Origin of the sequence: Streptomyces sp. NPDC050388, from assembly GCF_040655635.1 — a bacterium.
Classification (GTDB): domain Bacteria; phylum Actinomycetota; class Actinomycetes; order Streptomycetales; family Streptomycetaceae; genus Streptomyces.
Genome location: NZ_JBFAKH010000109.1, coordinates 1 through 19,696, shown reverse-complemented (window position 1 = coordinate 19,696; position 19,696 = coordinate 1). Strand labels below are relative to the sequence as shown.

The 19,696-nt window shown below is 72.1% G+C and carries 17 protein-coding genes and 1 pseudogene; 12 read left to right on the top strand and 6 right to left on the bottom strand.

Going from position 1 to position 19,696, the window contains the following annotated elements; genetic code table 11:
- The 4 genes and pseudogenes from AB0I73_RS35995 to AB0I73_RS35980 all read left to right on the top strand — a co-directional run.
- Positions 1-272: pseudogene (locus tag AB0I73_RS35995) on the top strand (hypothetical protein); the annotation flags it as partial.
- A 348-nt stretch (positions 273-620) separates the two neighbouring features.
- A complete protein-coding gene (gene aceE / locus AB0I73_RS35990; protein WP_363044628.1) occupies positions 621-3,323 on the top strand; it encodes a pyruvate dehydrogenase (acetyl-transferring), homodimeric type in 2,703 nt (900 codons plus the stop codon).
- A gap of 72 nt (positions 3,324-3,395) precedes the next feature.
- A complete protein-coding gene (locus tag AB0I73_RS35985; RefSeq protein ID WP_363044626.1) occupies positions 3,396-4,457 on the top strand; it encodes a YafY family protein in 1,062 nt (353 codons plus the stop codon).
- Between the two features lie 47 nt (positions 4,458-4,504).
- Complete coding sequence (locus tag AB0I73_RS35980; protein ID WP_109381854.1) at positions 4,505-5,023, top strand: DUF4240 domain-containing protein; 519 nt, start codon at positions 4,505-4,507, stop codon at positions 5,021-5,023.
- On the opposite strand, the gene AB0I73_RS35975 is transcribed toward AB0I73_RS35980, so the two are convergent.
- On the bottom strand, positions 4,990-5,853 hold the full coding sequence (locus AB0I73_RS35975; protein ID WP_363044630.1) for a peptidoglycan recognition protein: 864 nt from the start codon (positions 5,851-5,853) through the stop codon (positions 4,990-4,992). The genes AB0I73_RS35980 and AB0I73_RS35975 overlap by 34 nt on opposite strands.
- Before the next feature lie 283 nt (positions 5,854-6,136).
- Between AB0I73_RS35975 and AB0I73_RS35970 the strand changes: the two genes are divergently transcribed.
- The gene (locus AB0I73_RS35970) at positions 6,137-7,321 is read left to right on the top strand and encodes a MarP family serine protease (protein ID WP_363044624.1); all 1,185 of its coding nucleotides are present in this window, start codon (positions 6,137-6,139) and stop codon (positions 7,319-7,321) included.
- Positions 7,322-7,346: 25 nt separating this feature from the next.
- On the opposite strand, the gene AB0I73_RS35965 is transcribed toward AB0I73_RS35970, so the two are convergent.
- Entirely contained in the window at positions 7,347-7,838 is a 492-nt protein-coding gene (locus AB0I73_RS35965) for a GNAT family N-acetyltransferase (RefSeq protein WP_363044622.1), read from the bottom strand.
- A gap of 70 nt (positions 7,839-7,908) precedes the next feature.
- Between AB0I73_RS35965 and AB0I73_RS35960 the strand changes: the two genes are divergently transcribed.
- Complete coding sequence (locus AB0I73_RS35960; RefSeq protein WP_363044620.1) at positions 7,909-8,853, top strand: TIGR01777 family oxidoreductase; 945 nt, start codon at positions 7,909-7,911, stop codon at positions 8,851-8,853.
- 284 nt (positions 8,854-9,137) lie between these two features.
- The gene (locus AB0I73_RS35955) at positions 9,138-10,532 is read left to right on the top strand and encodes an NAD(P)/FAD-dependent oxidoreductase (protein WP_363044618.1); all 1,395 of its coding nucleotides are present in this window, start codon (positions 9,138-9,140) and stop codon (positions 10,530-10,532) included.
- Positions 10,533-10,648: 116 nt separating this feature from the next.
- Here AB0I73_RS35955 and AB0I73_RS35950 read toward each other — a convergent pair whose 3' ends face one another.
- Entirely contained in the window at positions 10,649-12,109 is a 1,461-nt protein-coding gene (locus AB0I73_RS35950) for a regulator (protein ID WP_363044616.1), read from the bottom strand.
- A 377-nt stretch (positions 12,110-12,486) separates the two neighbouring features.
- Here AB0I73_RS35950 and lipB point away from each other — a divergent pair, with 377 nt between their 5' ends.
- The 4 genes from lipB (at position 12,487) to AB0I73_RS35930 (ending at position 15,699) form a co-directional block, all read left to right on the top strand.
- Positions 12,487-13,284, top strand: a complete 798-nt coding sequence (gene lipB, locus AB0I73_RS35945; protein ID WP_363044614.1) for a lipoyl(octanoyl) transferase LipB — start codon at positions 12,487-12,489, stop codon at positions 13,282-13,284.
- Positions 13,285-13,412: 128 nt separating this feature from the next.
- Positions 13,413-14,378 carry a lipoyl synthase gene (lipA, locus tag AB0I73_RS35940; protein WP_363044612.1) on the top strand — a complete coding sequence of 322 codons (966 nt, stop codon included), beginning with the start codon at positions 13,413-13,415 and terminating at the stop codon, positions 14,376-14,378.
- A 357-nt stretch (positions 14,379-14,735) separates the two neighbouring features.
- Positions 14,736-14,939 (top strand): hypothetical protein, encoded by a 204-nt coding sequence (locus AB0I73_RS35935; RefSeq protein ID WP_202279534.1) that lies wholly within the window; start codon positions 14,736-14,738, stop codon positions 14,937-14,939.
- 55 nt (positions 14,940-14,994) lie between these two features.
- On the top strand, positions 14,995-15,699 hold the full coding sequence (locus tag AB0I73_RS35930) for a DUF4191 domain-containing protein (RefSeq protein ID WP_363044610.1): 705 nt from the start codon (positions 14,995-14,997) through the stop codon (positions 15,697-15,699).
- A 119-nt stretch (positions 15,700-15,818) separates the two neighbouring features.
- Here AB0I73_RS35930 and AB0I73_RS35925 read toward each other — a convergent pair whose 3' ends face one another.
- Positions 15,819-16,289, bottom strand: coding sequence for an RDD family protein (locus AB0I73_RS35925; RefSeq protein ID WP_363044608.1), 471 nt, complete (start codon positions 16,287-16,289; stop codon positions 15,819-15,821).
- A gap of 246 nt (positions 16,290-16,535) precedes the next feature.
- Here AB0I73_RS35925 and glnA point away from each other — a divergent pair, with 246 nt between their 5' ends.
- Entirely contained in the window at positions 16,536-17,945 is a 1,410-nt protein-coding gene (gene glnA, locus AB0I73_RS35920; RefSeq protein ID WP_363044606.1) for a type I glutamate--ammonia ligase, read from the top strand.
- Between the two features lie 284 nt (positions 17,946-18,229).
- Here glnA and AB0I73_RS35915 read toward each other — a convergent pair whose 3' ends face one another.
- The gene (locus AB0I73_RS35915; protein ID WP_363044604.1) at positions 18,230-18,805 is read right to left on the bottom strand and encodes a hypothetical protein; all 576 of its coding nucleotides are present in this window, start codon (positions 18,803-18,805) and stop codon (positions 18,230-18,232) included.
- Between the two features lie 69 nt (positions 18,806-18,874).
- Positions 18,875-19,501, bottom strand: a complete 627-nt coding sequence (locus AB0I73_RS35910) for a hypothetical protein (protein WP_363044602.1) — start codon at positions 19,499-19,501, stop codon at positions 18,875-18,877.
- Positions 19,502-19,696 lie beyond the last annotated feature (195 nt).

Below are 19,696 nucleotides of genomic sequence, written 5' to 3'. Positions count from 1 at the left end.
CCTACGTGACCCCGGGGGACATGTTCTCCAAACCCCGCAAGACCGCGCCCGCGTCCACGGCCACATCCCTGCTCCCCTCGCCCCGCAAGCTGGCCCTCTACGGCCTCCTCGGCGGCATGACCGTCGCCGGAGCCATCGGCTGGCCGGTCGCGGTCGCGGTCGGCGCCGCCACCGAGGTGATCACCCGCGAGCAGGCGGCACGGCAGCCCCAGGGGCACGAACGCGCCGAGCGGACGGAGACCGCGACGCAGCAGCAGTCGGCGACGGCATGAAGGTCCCGCCCGGACGCCGGTGGGGCCGAGCACCCGGATGGCCTCCGGACGCTCGGCCCCGCCGGCGTTCAGCACGTCCGGGCCGGCCCGCACCCCGCCCGAACCGATCGGTCACCCCTCAGATGAGCAGGGAAAACGCGGCACCGCGTGCCTGATTCTCCGGCACAGGATGCCAATTTCTTGATATCGAGAATTTTTGGCCCACTACCTTTGATCGATCATCGATCAGCGGGTTATTGTCGCCAGCGGGGTCTCCACCAGAGCCCCAGCCCTGTCCTGCCAAAGACCAAGGGCACCCCCGAACCCTTACCGATGAGGGAACCCCCTTCGACTGAGGAAGGCGGCGACATGACCGACCTCAAGGCCATCCAGCCGAGCGAGCTGGACCAGCTCCCGGACCGCGACCCCGAGGAGACCGCCGAGTGGCAGGCCTCCCTCGACGCCGTCACCGAGGCAGCCGGGCCGCACCGTGCCGCGTACCTGATGCGCCGTACGCTGGAGCGCGCCGAGGAGGCCGGCGTCGCACTGCCGAAGCTCCTCGAGACCGACTACATCAACACCATCCCCACCTCCGCCGAGCCCGCGGTGGACGGCGACGAGGCGATGGAGTCCCGCATCACCGCGTGGAACCGCTGGAACGCGGCCGCAATGGTGACCCGCGGCAGCAAGTACGGCGTCGGCGGCCACATCGCCACCTTCGCCTCCGCGGCCTGGCTCTACGAGACGGGCTTCAACCACTTCTTCCGCGGCAAGGAGGCCGACGGCTCCGGCGACCAGCTCTACATCCAGGGCCACGCCTCCCCCGGCATCTACGCCCGCGCCTTCCTCGACGGTCGGCTCGGCGAGCGGCACCTGGACAACTTCCGCCGCGAGGCGGGCGGTGACGGCCTCCCCTCGTACCCGCACCCGCGGCGGCTGCCCTGGCTGTGGGAGTTCCCCACGGTGTCGATGGGCCTCGGCCCGATCTCCGCGGTCTACCAGGCGCGGTTCAACCGCTATCTGACCAGCCGCGGCATCAAGGACCTGACGAACTCCCACGTGTGGGCGTTCCTCGGCGACGGCGAGATGGACGAGCCGGAGTCCACCGCCGCCCTGACGCTCGCCTCCCGCGAGGGTCTGGACAACCTGACCTTCGTCATCAACTGCAACCTGCAGCGCCTCGACGGTCCGGTCCGCGCCAACTTCAAGATCGTGCAGGAGCTGGAGGCCCTGTTCCGCGGCTCCGGCTGGAACGTGGTCAAGAGCCTGTGGGGCACCGCCTGGGACGAGCTGTTCCAGCTGGACACCACCGGCGCGCTCGTACGCCGCCTGCGCGAGGTACCCGACGCGCAGGTCCAGACGTACCAGACCCGCGACGCGGCCTACATCCGCGAGGACTTCTTCGGCAAGGACCCGGCGCTCGTCGAGATGGCGAAGCTGCTGAGCGACGACAAGATCCTCGAGTGCTTCCACCTCTCGCGCGGCGGCCACGAGTCCCGCAAGGTCTACGCCGCCTACCGTGCCGCGCTCGCCCACAAGGGCGCGCCGACCGTGATCCTGGCCCAGACGGTCAAGGGCCACACGCTCGGCGAGGGCTTCGCCTCGAAGAACGCCAACCACCAGATGAAGAAGCTCTCGGTGGACGAGTTCAAGGCGATGCGCGACCGCCTCGACCTGCCGATCAAGGACAGCGACTTCGTCGACGGCGTGGTCCCCTACGGCCACCCGGGCGCCGACTCCCCCGAGGTCCGTTACCTCCAGGAGCGCCGCGCCGCTCTCGGCGGTCCGGCCCCGGCCCGCCGCCTCCACCCCGTCGCACCGCTGCCGGCCCCGGCCGACAAGGCGTTCAGCGCCTTCGACAAGGGCTCGGGCTCGCAGAACGTGGCGACCACCATGGCCTTCGTCCGCCTGGTCAAGGACCTGGTCCGCGACAAGGAGACCGGCAGGCGCTGGGTGCCGATCGTCCCTGACGAGGCGCGCACCTTCGGCATGGAGTCGCTCTTCCCGTCGCTCGGCATCTACTCGCCCAAGGGCCAGACGTACGAGCCGGTCGACCGCGACCAGCTGATGTACTACAAGGAAGCCAAGAACGGCCAGATCCTCAACGAGGGGATCACCGAGGCCGGTTCCATGGCCGAGTTCATCGCCGCCTCGACGTCGTACGCGACGCACGGCGAGCCGGTGATCCCGTTCTACATCTACTACTCGATGTTCGGCTGGCAGCGCACGGCCGACCAGATGTGGCAGCTCGGCGACCAGCTCGGCCGCGGCTTCCTCGTCGGCGCCACCGCCGGCCGCACCACGCTCACCGGTGAGGGCCTCCAGCACGCCGACGGCCACTCCCCGGTCATCGCCGCGACCAACCCGGCCGCGCTGACGTACGACCCGGCGTTCGCGTACGAGATCGCCGTCATCGTCAAGGAGGGTCTGCGCCGGATGTACGGCGCGGCGGCCCCGGACGAGGACCAGGACGTCTTCTACTACCTGACGGTCTACAACGAGCCGCTGCGGCAGCCCGCCAAGCCGGCGGCCCCCGGGGTCGACGAGGGCATCCTCAAGGGCCTGTACCGCTTCAACACGGCGGAGTCGGCGGGGCTGACGGCGCCCGCGAACGCCCCGCGGATCCAGCTGCTCGGCTCCGGTACGGCGATCCACTGGGCGCTGAAGGCGCAGCAGCTGCTCGCCGAGGAGTGGGGCGTGGCGGCCGACGTGTGGTCGGCGACGTCGTGGACCGAGCTGCGCCGGGACGCCATGGAGGCGGACGAGGCGCTGCTGCGCGGCGAGGAGCGGGTGCCGTTCGTCCGGCAGGCGCTCCAGGGCGCCGAGGGTCCGGTGCTGGCGGTCTCGGACTACATGCGTCAGGTGCCCGACCAGATCGCGCAGTGGGTCGAGCAGGACTACACCTCGCTGGGCGCCGACGGTTTCGGCCTGTCGGAGACCCGCGAGGCGGCCCGCCGCTACTTCGGTGTCGACGCCGAGTCCATCGTCGTCGCGGCCCTGGCGCAGCTCGCCCGGCGCGGCGAGGTGCAGGCGACGGCCGTGAAGGAAGCGCGCGAGAAGTACGGTCTGTAGCACCCGGGTGCTACGGATGTGAGGCAGGAGGTCCCCGTTGCGGCGGGGGCCTCCTGCTGCATGATGGGCCGTATGCGCGCTGCCCGGCTGATCAAGATGGTGCTGCTGCTCCAGTCCCGGTCGTCCATGACCGCCGCCGAGCTGGCGCGGGAGCTGGAGGTGTCGGAGCGGACGGTCACCCGGGACGCGCAGGCGCTGTCCGAGGCCGGGGTGCCGGTGTACGCGGACCGGGGACGGGCCGGGGGCTACCGGCTGGTCGGCGGGTACCGGACGAGGCTGACCGGGCTGGCCCGGGGCGAGGCGGAGGCGCTGTTCCTGTCCGGGGTGCCGGGGGCGCTGCGGGAGATGGGGCTCGAGGACGCGGCCTCCGCGGCCCGGCTGAAGGTGTCGGCGGCGCTGCTGCCCTCCCTGCGGGACGCGTCGCGGACCGCCGCGCAGCGCTTCCACCTGGACGCCCCGGGCTGGTTCCGTGAGCCGGTGACGCCCGAACTGCTGCCGGCCGTGGCGGACGCGGTGTGGGACGACCGCCGGGTCACCGCCCGCTATCTGCGCGGGGAGGGGGAGCAGCGGCGGGAGGTCGTGCGGGAGCTGGAGCCCTACGGGCTCGTGCTCAAGGCGGGCGTCTGGTACCTGTGCGCGCGGGTGCCGGGGCACGGGGCGTTCCGGGTGTACCGGGTCGACCGGTTCACGGCGGTGGAACCGGTCGACCCGGCACAACCGGAACGCTTCGAACGAGACCGGGAGTTCGAGCTGCCCGCGTTCTGGGAGGAGCGGGCGGAGCAGTTCGCGCGCTCGATCCTGCGGACGGAGGTGGTGGTGCGGCTGTCGCCCGAGGGGGTACGCGCGCTGCCGCACTCCGTCGAGGCGGCGGCCGCGGCAGCCGCACGGGAGGCACTGGCCCAGGCGGCCGGGGAGTTCGACGGGACCGGCGGCGGGTGGGTGACGGTGACCCTGCCGGTGGAGTCCGAGGAGGTCGCCCACACCCAGCTGACGGCGCTGGGCCCCGAGGTGGAGGTGCTGGCGCCCGCGTCGTTGCGGGAGCGGTTCGCCGCCCAGGCCGTGCGGCTGGCCCGGCTGTACGGGAGGGAGGCCCCCGACGCCGGCCCCGACCCTGCCCCTGAGCGATCCGGGTGACACTCCGGGGTGCGCCCCCCGGTTCCAGGGCCGATGCTTGACGCGTGATGGACGAGACGGAGTTCTGGGAGCTGGTCGACACCGCCCGTGAGGACGCCGGGGGTGACCCGGAGGATCAAGCCGACCTGCTCGTGGAACGGCTCGCGCGGCTGGACCCGGAGTCGGTCCTGGACTTCGCCCGGCACTTCGAGTCCCGCTATCACCGCGCCTACCGCTGGGACCTGTGGGGCGCCGCCTGGGTGCTGCTGGACGGGGCGAGCGACGACGCCTTCGACTTCTTCCGGTGCTGGCTGATCGGCCAGGGCCGTGAGGTCTTCGAGGGCGCGCTGCACGACCCGGACGCCCTGGCCGGCCTGCTGGAGGACTTCGACGAGGAGGTCGACGGCGACGCCGAGGACCTCGGCTACGCGGCGGACGAGGCGTACGAGCAGCTCACCGGCACGGTGGCGCCCGATCTGGACCTCCCGCCGGCCCCCGCGGAACCCGAGGGCACGCCGGTCGACTTCGAGAACGAGTCCCGGCTCGCCGAACGCTACCCCCGGCTCTGGGAACGGTTCCGGTCCTGATTCCCGTGCTGCTCCCCGCCCTGGTTCCCGCTCCGTCCCTCGTCCCGCTCCCCGGAGGACCCCGCGATCCGGCTGTCCTCCTGCGGCCGGGCGCCCGGTCGGCGGCCCTGCAGTTCCGCGGCCCGTTGCCTGATCGCCGGGAGGCGGGCCTGCAGGGCGGCGCCCGGGCAGCTGGTCATGTAGCCGTCGCGGTGGCCCGCGAGGGCGGGCAGCACGGCCGTGGTGCCGGCCGCGTACCGGCTGGCGCCGTTGCTGGAGACCAGCCGGACGTCGGAGCGCGGGTCGGTGCCGGACAGGCCGAGCTTCCAGGCGGCCAGCTCGGCGATCGCGCGCTCCATCGCGGGCGGCACCGGCACCCCTGCGGTGAAGGTGCCGAGGGCGGCGATCCCCGCGGTGCGGTGGTTGAAGCCCTGGGTGTGGGCACCGGTGACGGGCCGGTCGGTCCCGCCCGCGCGGCCCTCGTAGATGGTGCCGCAGCGGTCGACGACGAAGTTGTAGCCGATGTCGTCCCACTCCCGGCCGGAGGTCTGGCCCTCGTAGAGGTTGCGGATGTCGGCCGGGGCCTCGACGCAGTCGTAGTCGTTGGGCGAGTCGGTGTGGTGGATGAAGACGGCGACGACCTCGTCGTCGTAGCGCGGGGGCGGCTGGTCGTGAGCGGCTCCGGCCGTCCAGGCCGCTCTGGACACGATGGGCGGTTTGGGCGCCGTGTACGCGACCGCCTCGCGGGTGGCGGTGGGGGCGGCCGAGGACTCCGCGGCCCGCTCGACACCGTACGCGCACAGCACCAGCGCGACGGCCGCGGCGATGCCCGGCAGACAGCCGAGCAGCACCTTGACGCCCCTGGGCAGGCCCGTGAGGCCCGGGTGGTGGAGTGTCCGGGAAGCAGGGCGCCGCCGCGCTCCCCGCGGCCTCATGAGGACACGCATGGTTTCACTGTCGGTCGGATCCACCCCGTCCGCGACGTGTGCTGTGCCGACCGGTGGAACCATCTCCCTGGTCCGCCGCGTTCTTCCGAGTGCACGCGCGCGTGACCGCTTCCGTGGTCCCACGCGCGTGGCTGATCACCGGGCCCCTCCCCCACGTATGAGGGGGTCCGAAAGAAAGGCGGCGCGCGTGGACCTGCTCGACATTCTGCTGCTGCTGCTCGTCCTGGCCTACGCGGCGTCCGGCTACCGGCGCGGTCTGCTGGCCGGCTGTGTCTCGCTGACCGGTTTCGTGGGCGGTGCGGTCGTCGGCGTGTGGATCCTGCCCTGGGTGATGGATCTGGTGGACCCGGGGACGACCGCGGCGACGGTGGCGGCCGTGTTCACGGTGCTGCTGCCGGCCGCGGTGGGCCACGAACTGGCGGGTCGGCTGGCGCTGAGGTTGCGGCGGGAGCTGGACCGGGGGCCGCTGCGGGTGGCGGACGGGATCGGCGGGGCCGCGGCCAACTCGGCGGCCGTGCTGATCGTGGCCTGGGTGGTCGCGTCCGTGCTGGGCGCCTCCTCGTCCCCGCTGGTCACCTCCGCGATCCGCGAATCGAGGCTGCTCGGCGCGGTCCACGAGGTGATGCCGGACACCACGCCGGCCTGGTTCTCGCGGGCCACCTCGGCGCTGACCGAGGCGGGTTTCCCGCAGGTCTTCAACCCGTTCGAGAACGAGTCGACCGCCGAGGTCGCCGAGCCCTCCGGCGACAGTGTCACCGCGGCCGCCACCCGGGCCGCCCAGCGGAGCACGGTGAAGGTCGAGGGCGTCGCGGGCGTCCAGGGCCGCGAGGGCAGCGGCTTCGTGTACGCGACGGAGCGCGTGATGACCAACGCCCATGTGGTGGCCGGCATCGACGAGCCGACCGTGCGGGTCGGCGGCGTCGGGCGGGCGTACGAGGCACGGGTGGTGCTGTTCGACCCGCAGAAGGACGTGGCCGTGCTGTACGTCCCCGAACTGCGGGCGCCCGTCCTCCGCTTCGACGACGACGCCGACCGCGGCGACTCGGCCGTCGTCGCGGGCTATCCGCAGGACGGCGATCTGGACCTGCGGGCGGCGACGGTCGCCACCCGGGTGCAGGCGAGGGGGCAGAACATCTACGGCGACCGGGCGGTCGTCCGCGAGATCTACTCGATCCGTTCCCTCGTGCGCCCCGGCAACTCCGGCGGCCCGCTGCTGACCACCGACGGCCGGGTGTACGGCGTGGTGTTCGCCCGTTCCACCTCGAACGCGGAGACCGGCTACGTACTGACGGCGGACGAGGTCGCCGACGACGCGCGGCGCGCGGCGAACGCCACGGCGCCGGTGGACACGGGCGACCTGACGGCGTCGTAGGACCGTGCCCGGGCGGGACCGGAGGTCAGAGCAGGGACTGCCCCATCAGCACGTCGTCGACGTACGTGCCGTCGAGGCAGAACTCCTCCGGCTGGACGCCCTCGACGACGAAGCCCTCGGACGCGTAGAGCGCGCGGGCGGCGGAGTTGTGACCGAGGACGCGCAGGGTGATGCGGCGCGCGCCGCGCTCCCGGGCCTCCCGGACGGCCGCCCGCACCAGGGCCCGGCCCACGCCCGTGCCGCGGGCCGCCTCGGCGACGGCGAGGCCGCGGATCTGCTGGACGTGCGCGTTCGAGGGCAGTTCCGTGGGGAAGCCGAGGCGCACATAGCCGACGACGCGGCCCGCGTGCTCGGCGACGAGGTGGTCGCGGGGGCCGGACCGCTCGCTGAAGAAGGAGTCGTACGGCGGCTGCGGCGGCGGGGTGACGGCGTGCAGGACGGACCAGGTGTCCCGGTCCAGCAGGGCCAGTTCCCCCTCGTCGGCGGGGCGGGCGGCGCGTATCAGCGGCTCGGGCATGAGGGTCACTTTACGACCGCTCGCGCGGTGCGCCCGCGATGTCGCCCGGGCTGCGGGCAGGATGGTCGCCATGAGTTCCGCATCCTCCGGATCATCCGGATCATCCCGGTCTCCCCGGCCCTCCCGCATCGCGGTGGCCGGCGCGTCCGGTCTCATCGGCGGCGCGCTCGTACGGTCCCTGACCGCCGACGGACACACGGTGGTACGCCTGGTGCGGGCCGAGCCGCGCGCGGCGGACGAGGTCCGGTGGGACCCGGAGCGCGGGTCCGTGGACGCGGCCGGTCTCGCCGGGTGCGACGCCGTGGTCAACCTCGCCGGTGCCGGGGTGGGCGACCGGCGCTGGACACCCGCGTACAAGGAGCGGATCCGCACCGGCCGGGTGCGGGGCACGGCGGCGCTCGCCGAGGCCCTCGCCGGGCTCGCGCGGGACGTACGGCCCCGGGTGTTCGTCAACGGCAGCGCGATCGGCTACTACGGCGAGACCGGTGAACGGACCGTCGACGAGAGCGCGCCGGCGGGCACGGGCTTCCTGCCGGAGCTGTGCGTCGAATGGGAGGCCGCGGCAGCGCCGGCGCGGGAGGCGGGCGTGCGGACGGCGTTCGCCCGGACCGGCCTCGTGGTGGCCCGCGAGGGCGGGGCGTGGGCCAGGCTCTTTCCCCTGTTCCGGTCCGGACTGGGCGGGCGACTGGGCGACGGGCGCCAGTACTGGTCGTTCGTCGCGCTGCACGACGAGGTGGCCGCCCTGCGTCATCTCCTCGACACGGACGGGCTGTCGGGGCCGTTCAACCTGACCGCGCCGCATCCGGTGACCAACCGTGAGGTCACCGGGGCGATGGCGCGCGTGCTGCACCGGCCGGCGGTGTTCGCGGTGCCCGCGCCGGTGCTGCGGACCGTGCTCGGCGAGATGGCCGGGGATGTGCTGGGCAGTGCCCGGGTGCTGCCGACACGGCTGCTGGAGTCGGGGTTCCGGTTCGCGTTCCCGGAGATCGACGGCGCGATCCGCGCGGCCCTGTGACCCTCCGTCAGGACACCTGGACCACGGTTGAACCACGCCCCCGGCCGCCCCGAGGGGCGGGCGGCCGGGGGCGTGGGGGGCCGGTGGCCGAAGCCGGTGCGCCCCCGGGAGGCCGTGCGGTGACCGACCGGCACGCGTGTGCGACCGCCGTGCGCCCGTGCCCCTGCCGATGCGCGACGCCACGCGATCCGTCACGGACCTAACCTCGACCAGAACTCGGGTATTCCTGGGGCCTGTTGGGGGCATGACGTCTCCAGCGTCCGCGCAACCTCGAGGAGGGGCACGTGCTTGAGCCCACGTACCAGGCGGACGTCGTCGTCGTGGGAGCCGGGGTCGCCGGACTCTCCGCGGCGCGACGCCTGACCAGCGCTGGAGTCACCACCGTGGTCCTTGAGGCCGCCCACGCGGTGGGCGGCCGGATGGCGACCGACAAGGTCGACGGCTTCCGGCTCGACAGAATCGGGCAGTTGCTGTCCACGGCGTATCCCGAACTGCGGCCGGCCGCCGACTGCGACGGGCTCGCCCTGCGCACGTTCGCCCCCGGTGTTCTGCTGCACAGCGGCGGACGCCACCACCGGGCCGGCGTACCGACCGGTGCGAGGGGCGCAAGGGGCGCACTCCACACGGTGCGCGCCCTCGCGAGCGCCCCCCGGGCGGGGGCCGCGCCCAGGATGCCGGCGGCCGTTCCCGGACGGCAGGTGTCCACGCCCCGGAGCCGGACCGGCGCCCCGCTGGGCACGGCCGTCGACCAGGCCCGCCTGGGCGCCGCGTTCACCCGGCTGGCCGGCACTCCGGCGGAACGGCTGCTGGCCCGGCCCGAGTCGACCGCCGCCGAGGCACTCACCGCCCGGGGCCTGCCGGCCCGCACCGTCGACGGCTTCCTCCGCCCGCTGCTCGCCGCCCTGCTGTGCGACCCGGACCTCACCACGTCGAGCCGGTGCGCGGATCTCGCGCTGCGCGCCTTCGCGGCCGGGCGCCTGTGTGTGCCGGAGGGCGGCGCGGAGGCGTTGCCGGAACTGCTGGCCCGGGGGCTGCCCCCGGGCACCGTGCACACGGGCGTCCGGGTCACCTCCGTCTCCACGACATCGGTGACCACCGCCGAGCACGGCGAGTTCCGCTGCCGCGCGGTGCTGATCGCGACGGACGCACGGGCCGCCGCCCAGCTGCTGCCGGGACTGCGGGTGCCGGACTTCCACCCGGTGACGGTGGTGCACCACGCCACCGACGAGCCCCCGGAGACCGGCGCCCGGCTGCTCCTGGACGCCGACCGGGGCGGACCGGTGGCGCACACGGCGGTGGTCAGCCGGGTCGACCCGTCCCGGGCTCCGGCCGGCCGCGCGCTGGTCTCGTCCACGGTCCTGGGCCCGCCCGGCGCCCAGGTCGACACCGGTGTGCGCATGCATCTGGCCAGGCTGTACGGCACGTCGACGGCACGCTGGGAGACGCTCGGGGTCTATCACACCGCGGACGCCGTCCCGTCCATGCGGCCGCCGCACGACCTGCGACGGCCGGTGCGGCTGCTGGCGGGCCTGTACGTGTGCGGCGACCACCGGGACACCAGCACCGTGCAGGGCGCCCTGCACTCGGGCCGCCGCGCCTCGACCGCGATCCTCGCGGACCTCGGCGCGGGCCGCCCGATGCACACGGCGGACCCCCTCCCCACGGCCCGAGCGGCCTGACCGGCCGCTCCCCTCAGCCGCCCCGCGTCCCTTCGGTGATCACCCCCGGAGGGACGTGGTGGCCCCGACCACGCGCCACCGCGGTGGCCCGGCCGCGGTGGCGCAGCCTCGGTGGCTCAGCAGTACGCCGCGATCCTGTCGCGGTAGACGCGCACCGGTGCCGTGTCGCGGTAGGGCTCCAGCCTGCGTTCGAAGTCCCGGACGTACTCCACTGCCCGTACCGAGCGCATCTCGGACGCCTGGCCGGCCGCCTCGGCGGCGAGCAGGCAGGCCTGGTCCAGTTCGCCGAGGCCGAGGCGTGCGGTGGCGAGGACGACCCGGCAGAACAGGCGGCTGCGGGCGTAGCCGGGGGCGCGCAGCTGCAGCGAGCGCTCCGCGTGCTGGGCCGCGGCGCGGAACTGCTGGAGGTCACGGTGGCAGTGACCGAACTCGTCGGCGAGCTGGGCCTCGTCGAAGAACCGCACCCAGTGCGGGACCTCGTCGCCGGGCCGGGCGTTCCCCAGGGCGCGTTCGGCGCGCACCAGGGCCGCGGTGCAGGCCCGGACCTCGCCGAGCACGCCGTGCCCGCGCGCCTCGACCGCGTGCAGCAGGGCCTGCACGGTGGGCGGGACGGAGCCGCCCGCGCCCTGCTGGGCCACTCGCGCGAGCTGCACCGCCTCCCGCCCGTGGCCCAGGTAGACGGCCTGCCGGCTCATGGTGACCAGCACGTACGCGCCGTAGGTCCGGTCCGCGGCGGCCTGCGCGAGGCGGAGCGCCTGCACGAAGTAGCGCTGGGCGAGTCCGTGCGCACCGATGTCGTACGACGTCCAGCCGGCCAGCCGGGTCAGGTCGGCGACGGCGGCGAACAGACGACGGCCGGTCTGCTCACCGTAGGTGCCGCGCAGCATCGGCTCGCACTCGTGCTCCAGGTAGCGCACCAGGGCCTGGCGGGCGTGGCCGCCGCCGTAGGCGTCGTCGAGGGTGCGGAACAGCTCACCGACCGAGCGCAGCGCGGCGATGTCGCCGCCGGTGACCCGCTGGCCTGGGCCGCGCTCGGCCGCCTGCCGGCGGGCGCCGAACTCGGGCAGCCCGGCGGGGCGGCCGACCGGGCGGGCCTGGGCGGGCACGCGGACCGGCGGCTCGACGCGGGCCACCTTCTCGTCGGCGCGGCCGATGAGCCAGTCCCGGCTGGGCACGACGAGCCCGGCCGAGGTGAAGGCGATCTTGCGCAGCTCGGCGTGGCTGCCGGAGTCCTTGCGCCACAGCCCGCTGACGATGTCGACGGCCTCGTCGGGGGTGGCGGCGAACTCCAGGCCCGCGTAGACGGGGGCGCAGGCGTCCAGGCCGAGGTCCTGGGCGGTGAACCGGCGGCCGAGGCGCCGGGTGAAGACCTCGGCGATCAGCGCGGGTGTGGTCCCCCTGGGCTGCTGCCCGCGCAGCCAGCGGGTGACGGAGGTCTTGTCGTATCTCAGGTCGAGCCCGTGTTCGAGGCCGAGCTGGTCCACGCGACGGGCGAGTCCCGCGTTGGAGAACCCCGCTTCTGCGATGAGCGCGGCGAGCTGACGGTTGGGGGTGCGCCGCGCGGGTCGTTCCGTCATCTGTGGTGCGGTCTCCTGCCTTCCGGTGAACGTTGATGCCCGGATTACCTGTGAGCAGCCCTTATGGCCTTCTGGACGGCGCGAATGTAGCGGAGAGTGAACACCTGGTCGCACCTTTCGATCCGCATTCATCCGATCGTGTGAGAATTGCCTCTGAGGCTGACGGACAGCGACCGGCACGAGGCCCGTCCGAGCGCCGGACACGCGCCGGACACGCGCCGGAACCACCACCGGAGCCGCCCCCGGAACCACCGCCGAAAGGAAAGCCGGTCGTACGGTCGTACAGTGGCTTGGGCACGTTTCGCGCCTTACCGCGTTCTGGTTTGTTCCACGTTCCACCTTTGTCCTGCCTTACTACCTTCCGGGAGGCGCTCGCCGTGAGTGAGTTGCGGTTCGTCCGAATGGGCTTCGGGGCCGAGGCCGTCGACTACCAGGTGGCCTGGGACGAGCAGCGCCGGGTGCACGCGGCACGGTTCGCCGACGAGGTGCCCGACACCGTCATCCTGCTGGAGCACCCCCCGGTCTACACGGCCGGACGGCGCACCCAGGACAGTGAGCGCCCCCTCGACGGCACCCCGGTCATCGACGTGGACCGCGGCGGCAAGATCACCTGGCACGGCCCCGGCCAGCTGGTGGGCTACCCGATCCAGAAGCTGCCCCGCCCGGTGGACGTGGTCGCCCACGTCCGGCGCCTGGAGGAGGCACTGATCCGCACCTGCGCGGAGTTCGGTGTGGAGACCACCCGCATCGAGGGACGCAGCGGCGTGTGGGTGCTCGGCGACCCGGTCGAGCAGCGCCCGGCGCTCGGCGGGCTCTCCCTGGACTTCGACCCCCGCCTGCACGACGAGGAGTTCGACCCGCGGCTGAACGGCCCCCAGTACGCCCCCTCCAACGCCGGCCAGCGCCGTGAGGACCGCAAGATCGCCGCGATCGGCATCCGGGTGGCCAAGGGCGTCACGATGCACGGCTTCTCGTTCAACGTGCAGCCCGACAACAAGTGGTTCGACCGGATCATCCCGTGCGGCATCCGCGACGCGGGTGTCGCCTCCCTCGCGGACGAACTGGGCCGCGACATCACGATCGAGGAGGTGCTCCCCGTGGTGGAGCGGCATCTGCGCGACATCCTGGAGAACGCCGAGCTCAAGCCGCGGGAGATCGTCCGCGCCACCGCCTGACCCGGTGGCGGCGACCGTCCGACGCGGCGGGAACGGGCCCCGGGTCTCGGAGGTCGGCCTGACCGTCAGGCCCATCAAACACGGGCGTACCCTGGTGTACGCCGAAGAATCGAAGCTAGGGAGCCGACGTGTCCGCAGTCGCACCGGACGGACGCAAGATGCTGCGCCTGGAGGTCCGCAACAGCCAGACCCCGATCGAGCGCAAGCCCGAGTGGATCAAGACCCGGGCGAAAATGGGGCCCGAGTACACGAAGATGCAGAACCTCGTCAAGAGCGAGGGCCTGCACACGGTCTGCCAGGAAGCCGGCTGCCCGAACATCTACGAGTGCTGGGAGGACCGCGAGGCGACCTTCCTCATCGGCGGCGACCAGTGCACCCGGCGCTGCGACTTCTGCCAGATCGACACCGGCAAGCCCGAGGCGCTCGACCGTGACGAGCCGCGCCGCGTGGGCGAGTCCGTGGTCACCATGGACCTGAACTACGCCACCATCACCGGCGTCGCCCGCGACGACCTGGAGGACGGCGGCGCCTGGCTGTACGCCGAGACCGTGCGCCAGATCCACGCGCAGACCGCCGGGCGCGCGGACGGCCGCACCAAGGTCGAGCTGCTGGCCCCCGACTTCAACGCGGTCCCCGAGCAGCTGGAGGAGGTCTTCTCCTCCCGCCCCGAGGTGTTCGCGCACAACGTCGAGACGGTGCCCCGCATCTTCAAGCGGATCCGCCCCGGCTTCCGCTACGACCGCTCCCTGAAGGTCATCACCGCCGCCCGGGACTACGGACTGGTCACCAAGTCGAACCTGATCCTCGGCATGGGCGAGACCCGCGAGGAGATCAGCGACGCGCTCCGGCAGCTGCACGACGCCGGCTGCGAGCTGGTCACCATCACGCAGTACCTGCGCCCGTCGGTACGGCACCACCCCGTCGAGCGCTGGGTGAAGCCGCACGAGTTCGTGGAACTGAAGGAGGAGGCCGAGCAGATCGGCTTCTCCGGTGTGATGTCCGGCCCGCTGGTCCGCTCCTCGTACCGGGCCGGCCGCCTCTACCGGATGGCGGTCGAGAAGCGCGGTACGTACGTCGCCGCCCAGGCCGTCTGACACTGCGCCCCGGCGTCCCCTCGGGTCCCGCACCACGCGCGGGACCCGAGGACACCGCGATGCGGTGTGCGGCATGCGTGTGAACTCGCGCACAAGAAACTACCGAACAGTAACGGCCGAGACGACGCGGCCCCGGCCGTCCTCGCAGATGAGGGCGTACGCCGGGGCCGCGCCGGCGTTCGCGGGGCTCGAACCGGGGCTTCATGTGCGTTTGACCGGGGGGTCACACCCTGGTAACACCAATCAGTGACCCTGGATTCACGGCACGTGCACCCGCGCTCACAGCCGCACCCACTGTCGTACTCGCAGTCGTACCCACGCCCGTACCCGAAGACGCTTCGAGGGGGGACTTACACGATGCAGGCCGCGCCGGTCCGCGCCACCGCCATCCCGTCCTTCGGCACCGCGCTGCGCGCCGTCGAGTCACTGCTGATGAGCAGCGGCCAGCGCACCGCCCGTCGCAACGCCTGGACCTCCGTCCTGGAGGACCGTCGTCGCGCCAAGGACCGGGTGGAGGCGGAGCGCGTACTCGACCAGTCCCCGACCGCCACCGGTCTCTGAGCCTCCGAAGGCACTGCCGTCGTCCTCGCTCCCGGGGACACGTAGACTTCGTGACATGGCGAGGAAGGAAACCGCAGCGGACGCTGCGAACCCCGGGCGACTGAAACAGATCGCTCTGACTTACAAGATGACCCGTAGGGTCGACAAGAAGATCGGCCTTGTACTCGCGGCTATCGGAATCGTCACCTTCGGTGTCTTCCTCGCGATCGGCTTCTTGATCGGTCACCCCGTTTATCTCGGCATCCTGGGCTTCCTGTTGGCCTTCCTCGCGACGGCGATCGTGTTCGGGCGCAGGGCCGAGCGGGCGGCCTTCGGTCAGATGGAGGGACAGCCGGGCGCCGCCGCGGCCGTGCTGGACAACGTCGGCCGGGGCTGGTCGACGACCCCCGCGGTCGCGATGAACCGCAACCAGGACGTGGTGCACCGCGCGGTCGGCAAGGCCGGCATCGTGCTGATCGCCGAGGGCAACCCGAACCGGGTGAAGAGCCTGCTCGCCGCCGAGAAGAAGCGGATGAACCGCATCGTCGCGGACGTCCCGGTGCACGACATGATCGTGGGCACGGGCGAGGGCCAGGTCGAGCTGAAGAAGCTGCGCACGACCATGCTCAAGCTGCCCCGTGTCCTCACCGGCCCGCAGGTCACCGCGACCAACGACCGGCTGCGCGCGCTGGGCGACCTGATGAGCAACATGCCGCTCCCGAAGGGCCCCATGCCCAAGGGCATGAAACTCCCGAAGGGGGGCGGCCCGAAGTCCCGCTGAGGCCGCCGTACAGGTTCACGACGAGGGGCGCCCGGAATGTTTCCGGGCGCCCCTCGTCGTGTACGACGGTCCTGCCTGTTGCTCTGTCGTCGCTGTCCCCGAGGTCCCTCGGGTCCGGCTCAGATCCGGACCTCGACCGTGCGGGCCAGTCGGTCGTGCAGGCCGCGGCCGTCGCGGTCCCAGACCAGGGCGGGGAGGGCGAGGCAGAGCAGCGCGGAGCGGACCAGGCCGCGCAGCGGCTGCACCTGGCCGCTGTCCACGGCGACGACGCGCAGGCGGAACAGGCGCTTGCCGGGAGTGAACCCGAGCGTGCCGACGGTGAGAACGCTCAGCACGAAGAACACCAGCAGCGTCCAGTTGCTGGTCGTCTGCCCGTCGAAGCCGTTGGTGATCAGGCCGGACGCGACCAGCGCGCACAGGCCCCAGTCGACGGCCAGGGCGCCCAGCCTCCGGCCCGGACGAGCGATGGAGCCCGGCCCGTCCTCCGGCAGCCCGAGCTGCTCACCCCGGTATCCGAGGTCGGCGCCGGCTTCTTCCAGGGCCGCGCGCGGCCCGGAAAGCCACGATCCGATTACCTGCCTGTTGTCCACCCCTACACGGTACTGCGCCCGAATACGGCCGGGGGACAGCGGGGTGCGGGCCGGGCGCGGGACGAGGCGCGACGGCGACGTGTGTCCGGACTACCGTGGGGAATGCGCTGGTTAACTTGTGCGAAACAAATGGGTCACGCCGGAGAAATGCCCCGTCCCTAGGGTCGAGTACAACGCGGGCCACCTGCACCGGCCGCACGAACGATCTACCACCCCGGCGGGACGGTCGGGAGTAGGAGGAGCTGGATGTTCCAGAACGCCGACGAGGCCAAGAAGTTCATCGCGGACGAGGACGTCAAGTTCATCGACGTCCGCTTCTGCGACCTCCCGGGTGTGATGCAGCACGTCACGGTGCCCGCCGAAGCGTTCGACCCGGACGAGGAGCTGGCCTTCGACGGATCCTCGATCCGTGGTTTCCAGGCCATCCACGAGTCGGACATGGCGCTGCGCGCGGACCTCTCGACCGCGAGGCTCGACGCGTTCCGCCGCGACAAGACGCTGAACATCAACTTCTTCATCCACGACCCGATCACGGGCGAGCAGTACTCCCGCGACCCGCGCAACGTGGCCAGGAAGGCCGAGGCGTACCTGGCCTCCACGGGCATCGCGGACACCGCGTTCTTCGGCCCCGAGGCCGAGTTCTACGTCTTCGACAGCGTGCGCTTCAAGACGTCCGAGAACGAGTCCTTCTACCACATCGACTCCGAGGCGGGCGCCTGGAACACCGGCGCGCTGGAGGACAACCGCGGCTACAAGGTCCGCTACAAGGGCGGCTACTTCCCGGTCCCGCCGGTCGACCACTTCGCCGACCTGCGCGCCGAGATCTCGCTGGAGCTGGCCCGCTCCGGCCTGAAGGTCGAGCGCCAGCACCACGAGGTGGGCACCGCCGGCCAGGCCGAGATCAACTACAAGTTCAACACCCTGCTCGCCGCCGCCGACGACCTGCAGCTCTTCAAGTACATCGTGAAGAACGTCGCCTGGCGCAACGGCAAGACCGCGACCTTCATGCCGAAGCCGATCTTCGGTGACAACGGCTCGGGCATGCACGTCCACCAGTCGCTGTGGGCGGGCGACGAACCGCTGTTCTACGACGAGCAGGGCTACGCCGGCCTGTCGGACATGGCCCGCTACTACATCGGCGGCATCCTCAGGCACGCTCCGTCGCTGCTGGCCTTCACCAACCCGACGGTGAACTCGTACCACCGCCTGGTGCCGGGCTTCGAGGCCCCGGTGAACCTGGTGTACTCGCAGCGCAACCGTTCCGCCGCGATGCGTATCCCGATCACCGGCTCGAACCCGAAGGCCAAGCGCGTCGAGTTCCGTGCCCCGGACGCCTCCGGCAACCCGTACCTGGCGTTCTCGGCCCTGCTGCTCGCGGGCCTGGACGGCATCAAGAACAAGATCGAGCCGGCCGAGCCGATCGACAAGGACCTCTACGAGCTGGCTCCCGAGGAGCACGCCAACGTGGCCCAGGTCCCGACCTCCCTCACCGCCGTCCTCGACCACCTCGAGGCCGACCACGAGTTCCTCCTCCAGGGCGACGTCTTCACGACCGACCTGATCGAGACCTGGATCGACCTGAAGCGCACCAGCGAGATCGCCCCCCTGGCCCTCCGCCCGCACCCGCACGAGTTCGAGCTGTACTTCGACGTGTGAGATGCGGGGTCGGGCGCCCTGGACGGCACCCCTGTAAACATACTGTGACCTGCGAAAACACTTCTCAGCAGTTCTCGCTGTCGCTGTCCGTTCTCCGACCCCTCGCGCACCGCGCGTGACCCGCCCGGCCACTTCTCCCACTTCGTGCCAGAAACGCTGCGAGGGCCGCCACCCCATGGTCGGGGTGGCGGCCCTCGCCGACTCTCCAGGCTCTGCGGACGGCGGCAGCCTCCTTGGTCTCCTGGTCGAGGAGAGCGGGGCGAGGCCCGGTGAGCCTCGCTGTCTCATGGGACCGGCAGCCGGGACATCTCCCGCTCGACCAGGGATCCGAGCAGATCAAGCGCCGCGCCGCGTGTGGGCGCGAGGGGACTCGGGACCTTGTCGGGACGTATGACACCGCTCTCGACGATGCCGCGGAGAACGGTGGCCACCTCGGCGGAGTCGGTTCCGGCCAGAGCGGCTGCAAGACGCAGAGCGTCCGTCCGGGGCCCCGTGCTCCAGCGCTCCGCCAGGCGCAGGATGCGTGCACGCGAGGCGCTGTGCCGAGTCGCTGCCGCGAGGGCGGCGAGCGTGAACTGCACGGCTTCGTCCTCACTGTCCCAGCGGTCCAGGAGGTACGGCGCTGCGGCTTCGACCGCGTGGCGGGCCTCGAGTTCGTCCGCTGTCTCCTCCAGCGGAAGGCCCAGGGCGACTCTGCGGTCGGCCCCGGAAGCAGCCAGGCGCTGCCCGATGGTGGCTGCTTCGAACAGGAACGTGGTGAGAACGGCTCGATGCGCGGGACGAATGTCCTCGTGGGCTGCGAGACCGGCCAGCAGGGGAATCTCGTCGGCGGTGTGCGGGTAGCAGGTGCCCTGATGCATGACCGAGTCGGCCAGCCCGAAGATGACTTCGCGGTCGCCGGGGAAGCCGTCGGCCTCGTCGGTGAGCCACTAGGCGGTTCCGTCGGGAAGATCGCCCTGCCGACTTTCTTGATCGCGGGCGACTTGCCGCACACACTCGAGCACGGGCGGCAATGGACGTTCGACGGTGCTGCATCGAAGTGGCGCGGCCGGTGCTGGTTCCTCCGTCGGTGGAGGGAAGCCTGAGAGCACGTCGCGCCGGATGCGATGGGCGTGCTCCTGGTCGAGTTCGTGGGCCGGCCCCCGGTGGTCGAATCCGGACAGCATGGTCTCTCGATCAGCCAGAGAGCCGCCGTCCCAGAAACCGCCGTGCGCTCTGCCGAGGGCCTCGACCGCTGCCTGCTCGCAGCCGTGCTGGTGGAACTCCGAGGCCGGGCCGGGAACTTCTTCGTCCACGAGACTGTCGGCGCTCCACCGACCCTCCAGCTCGGGTCGGGAGAATTCGGGCTTGCCGAACAGGCCGTTCCCGGGGTCCAGATACGGAAGATGCACCGGGCGCACGGTCACCCACCGGTGTCCGCGTCGAGCCATTGCCGAGGCCACTGAGCGAGCGTCCGCTTCACTCGGAGCGGCGACAGAGTAGTGGACCATCGTCTCTGCCGCCGACCAGGAGGTCGGCTCGTCGACGCCATTGCGTGGCGCGAGTTCGTTCGGCATGCGGCGAAGCATAGGCAGCGGATCGGACAACGGACCGCCCAGCACGATGCCAGGGGTGGGCTCCAGGGAACGCCGCATGCGCCGGAGACAGTGTCCCTGCGGGGGGGGGCAGGGGATCTTCGCGGTCCCGAGGCTGCGGGGCCGGAGGCGGATGCCGTGCCGAAAACCGTGAGCAGTCGGCAGGCATGTGTCACA

Coding starts and splice junctions, on each gene's coding strand:
- AB0I73_RS35980 (WP_109381854.1), top strand. CDS start 4,505: ATGGACGAGACGGAGTTCTGGGAGCTGGTCGACACCGCCCGTGAGGAC.
- AB0I73_RS35915 (WP_363044604.1), bottom strand. CDS start 18,805: ATGCATCAGGGCACCTGCTACCCGCACACCGCCGACGAGATTCCCCTG.
- AB0I73_RS35930 (WP_363044610.1), top strand. CDS start 14,995: ATGGCGAGGAAGGAAACCGCAGCGGACGCTGCGAACCCCGGGCGACTG.
- aceE (WP_363044628.1), top strand. CDS start 621: ATGACCGACCTCAAGGCCATCCAGCCGAGCGAGCTGGACCAGCTCCCG.
- AB0I73_RS35965 (WP_363044622.1), bottom strand. CDS start 7,838: ATGCCCGAGCCGCTGATACGCGCCGCCCGCCCCGCCGACGAGGGGGAA.
- AB0I73_RS35960 (WP_363044620.1), top strand. CDS start 7,909: ATGAGTTCCGCATCCTCCGGATCATCCGGATCATCCCGGTCTCCCCGG.
- AB0I73_RS35910 (WP_363044602.1), bottom strand. CDS start 19,501: ATGCCGAACGAACTCGCGCCACGCAATGGCGTCGACGAGCCGACCTCC.
- AB0I73_RS35985 (WP_363044626.1), top strand. CDS start 3,396: ATGCGCGCTGCCCGGCTGATCAAGATGGTGCTGCTGCTCCAGTCCCGG.
- glnA (WP_363044606.1), top strand. CDS start 16,536: ATGTTCCAGAACGCCGACGAGGCCAAGAAGTTCATCGCGGACGAGGAC.
- AB0I73_RS35950 (WP_363044616.1), bottom strand. CDS start 12,109: ATGACGGAACGACCCGCGCGGCGCACCCCCAACCGTCAGCTCGCCGCG.
- AB0I73_RS35935 (WP_202279534.1), top strand. CDS start 14,736: ATGCAGGCCGCGCCGGTCCGCGCCACCGCCATCCCGTCCTTCGGCACC.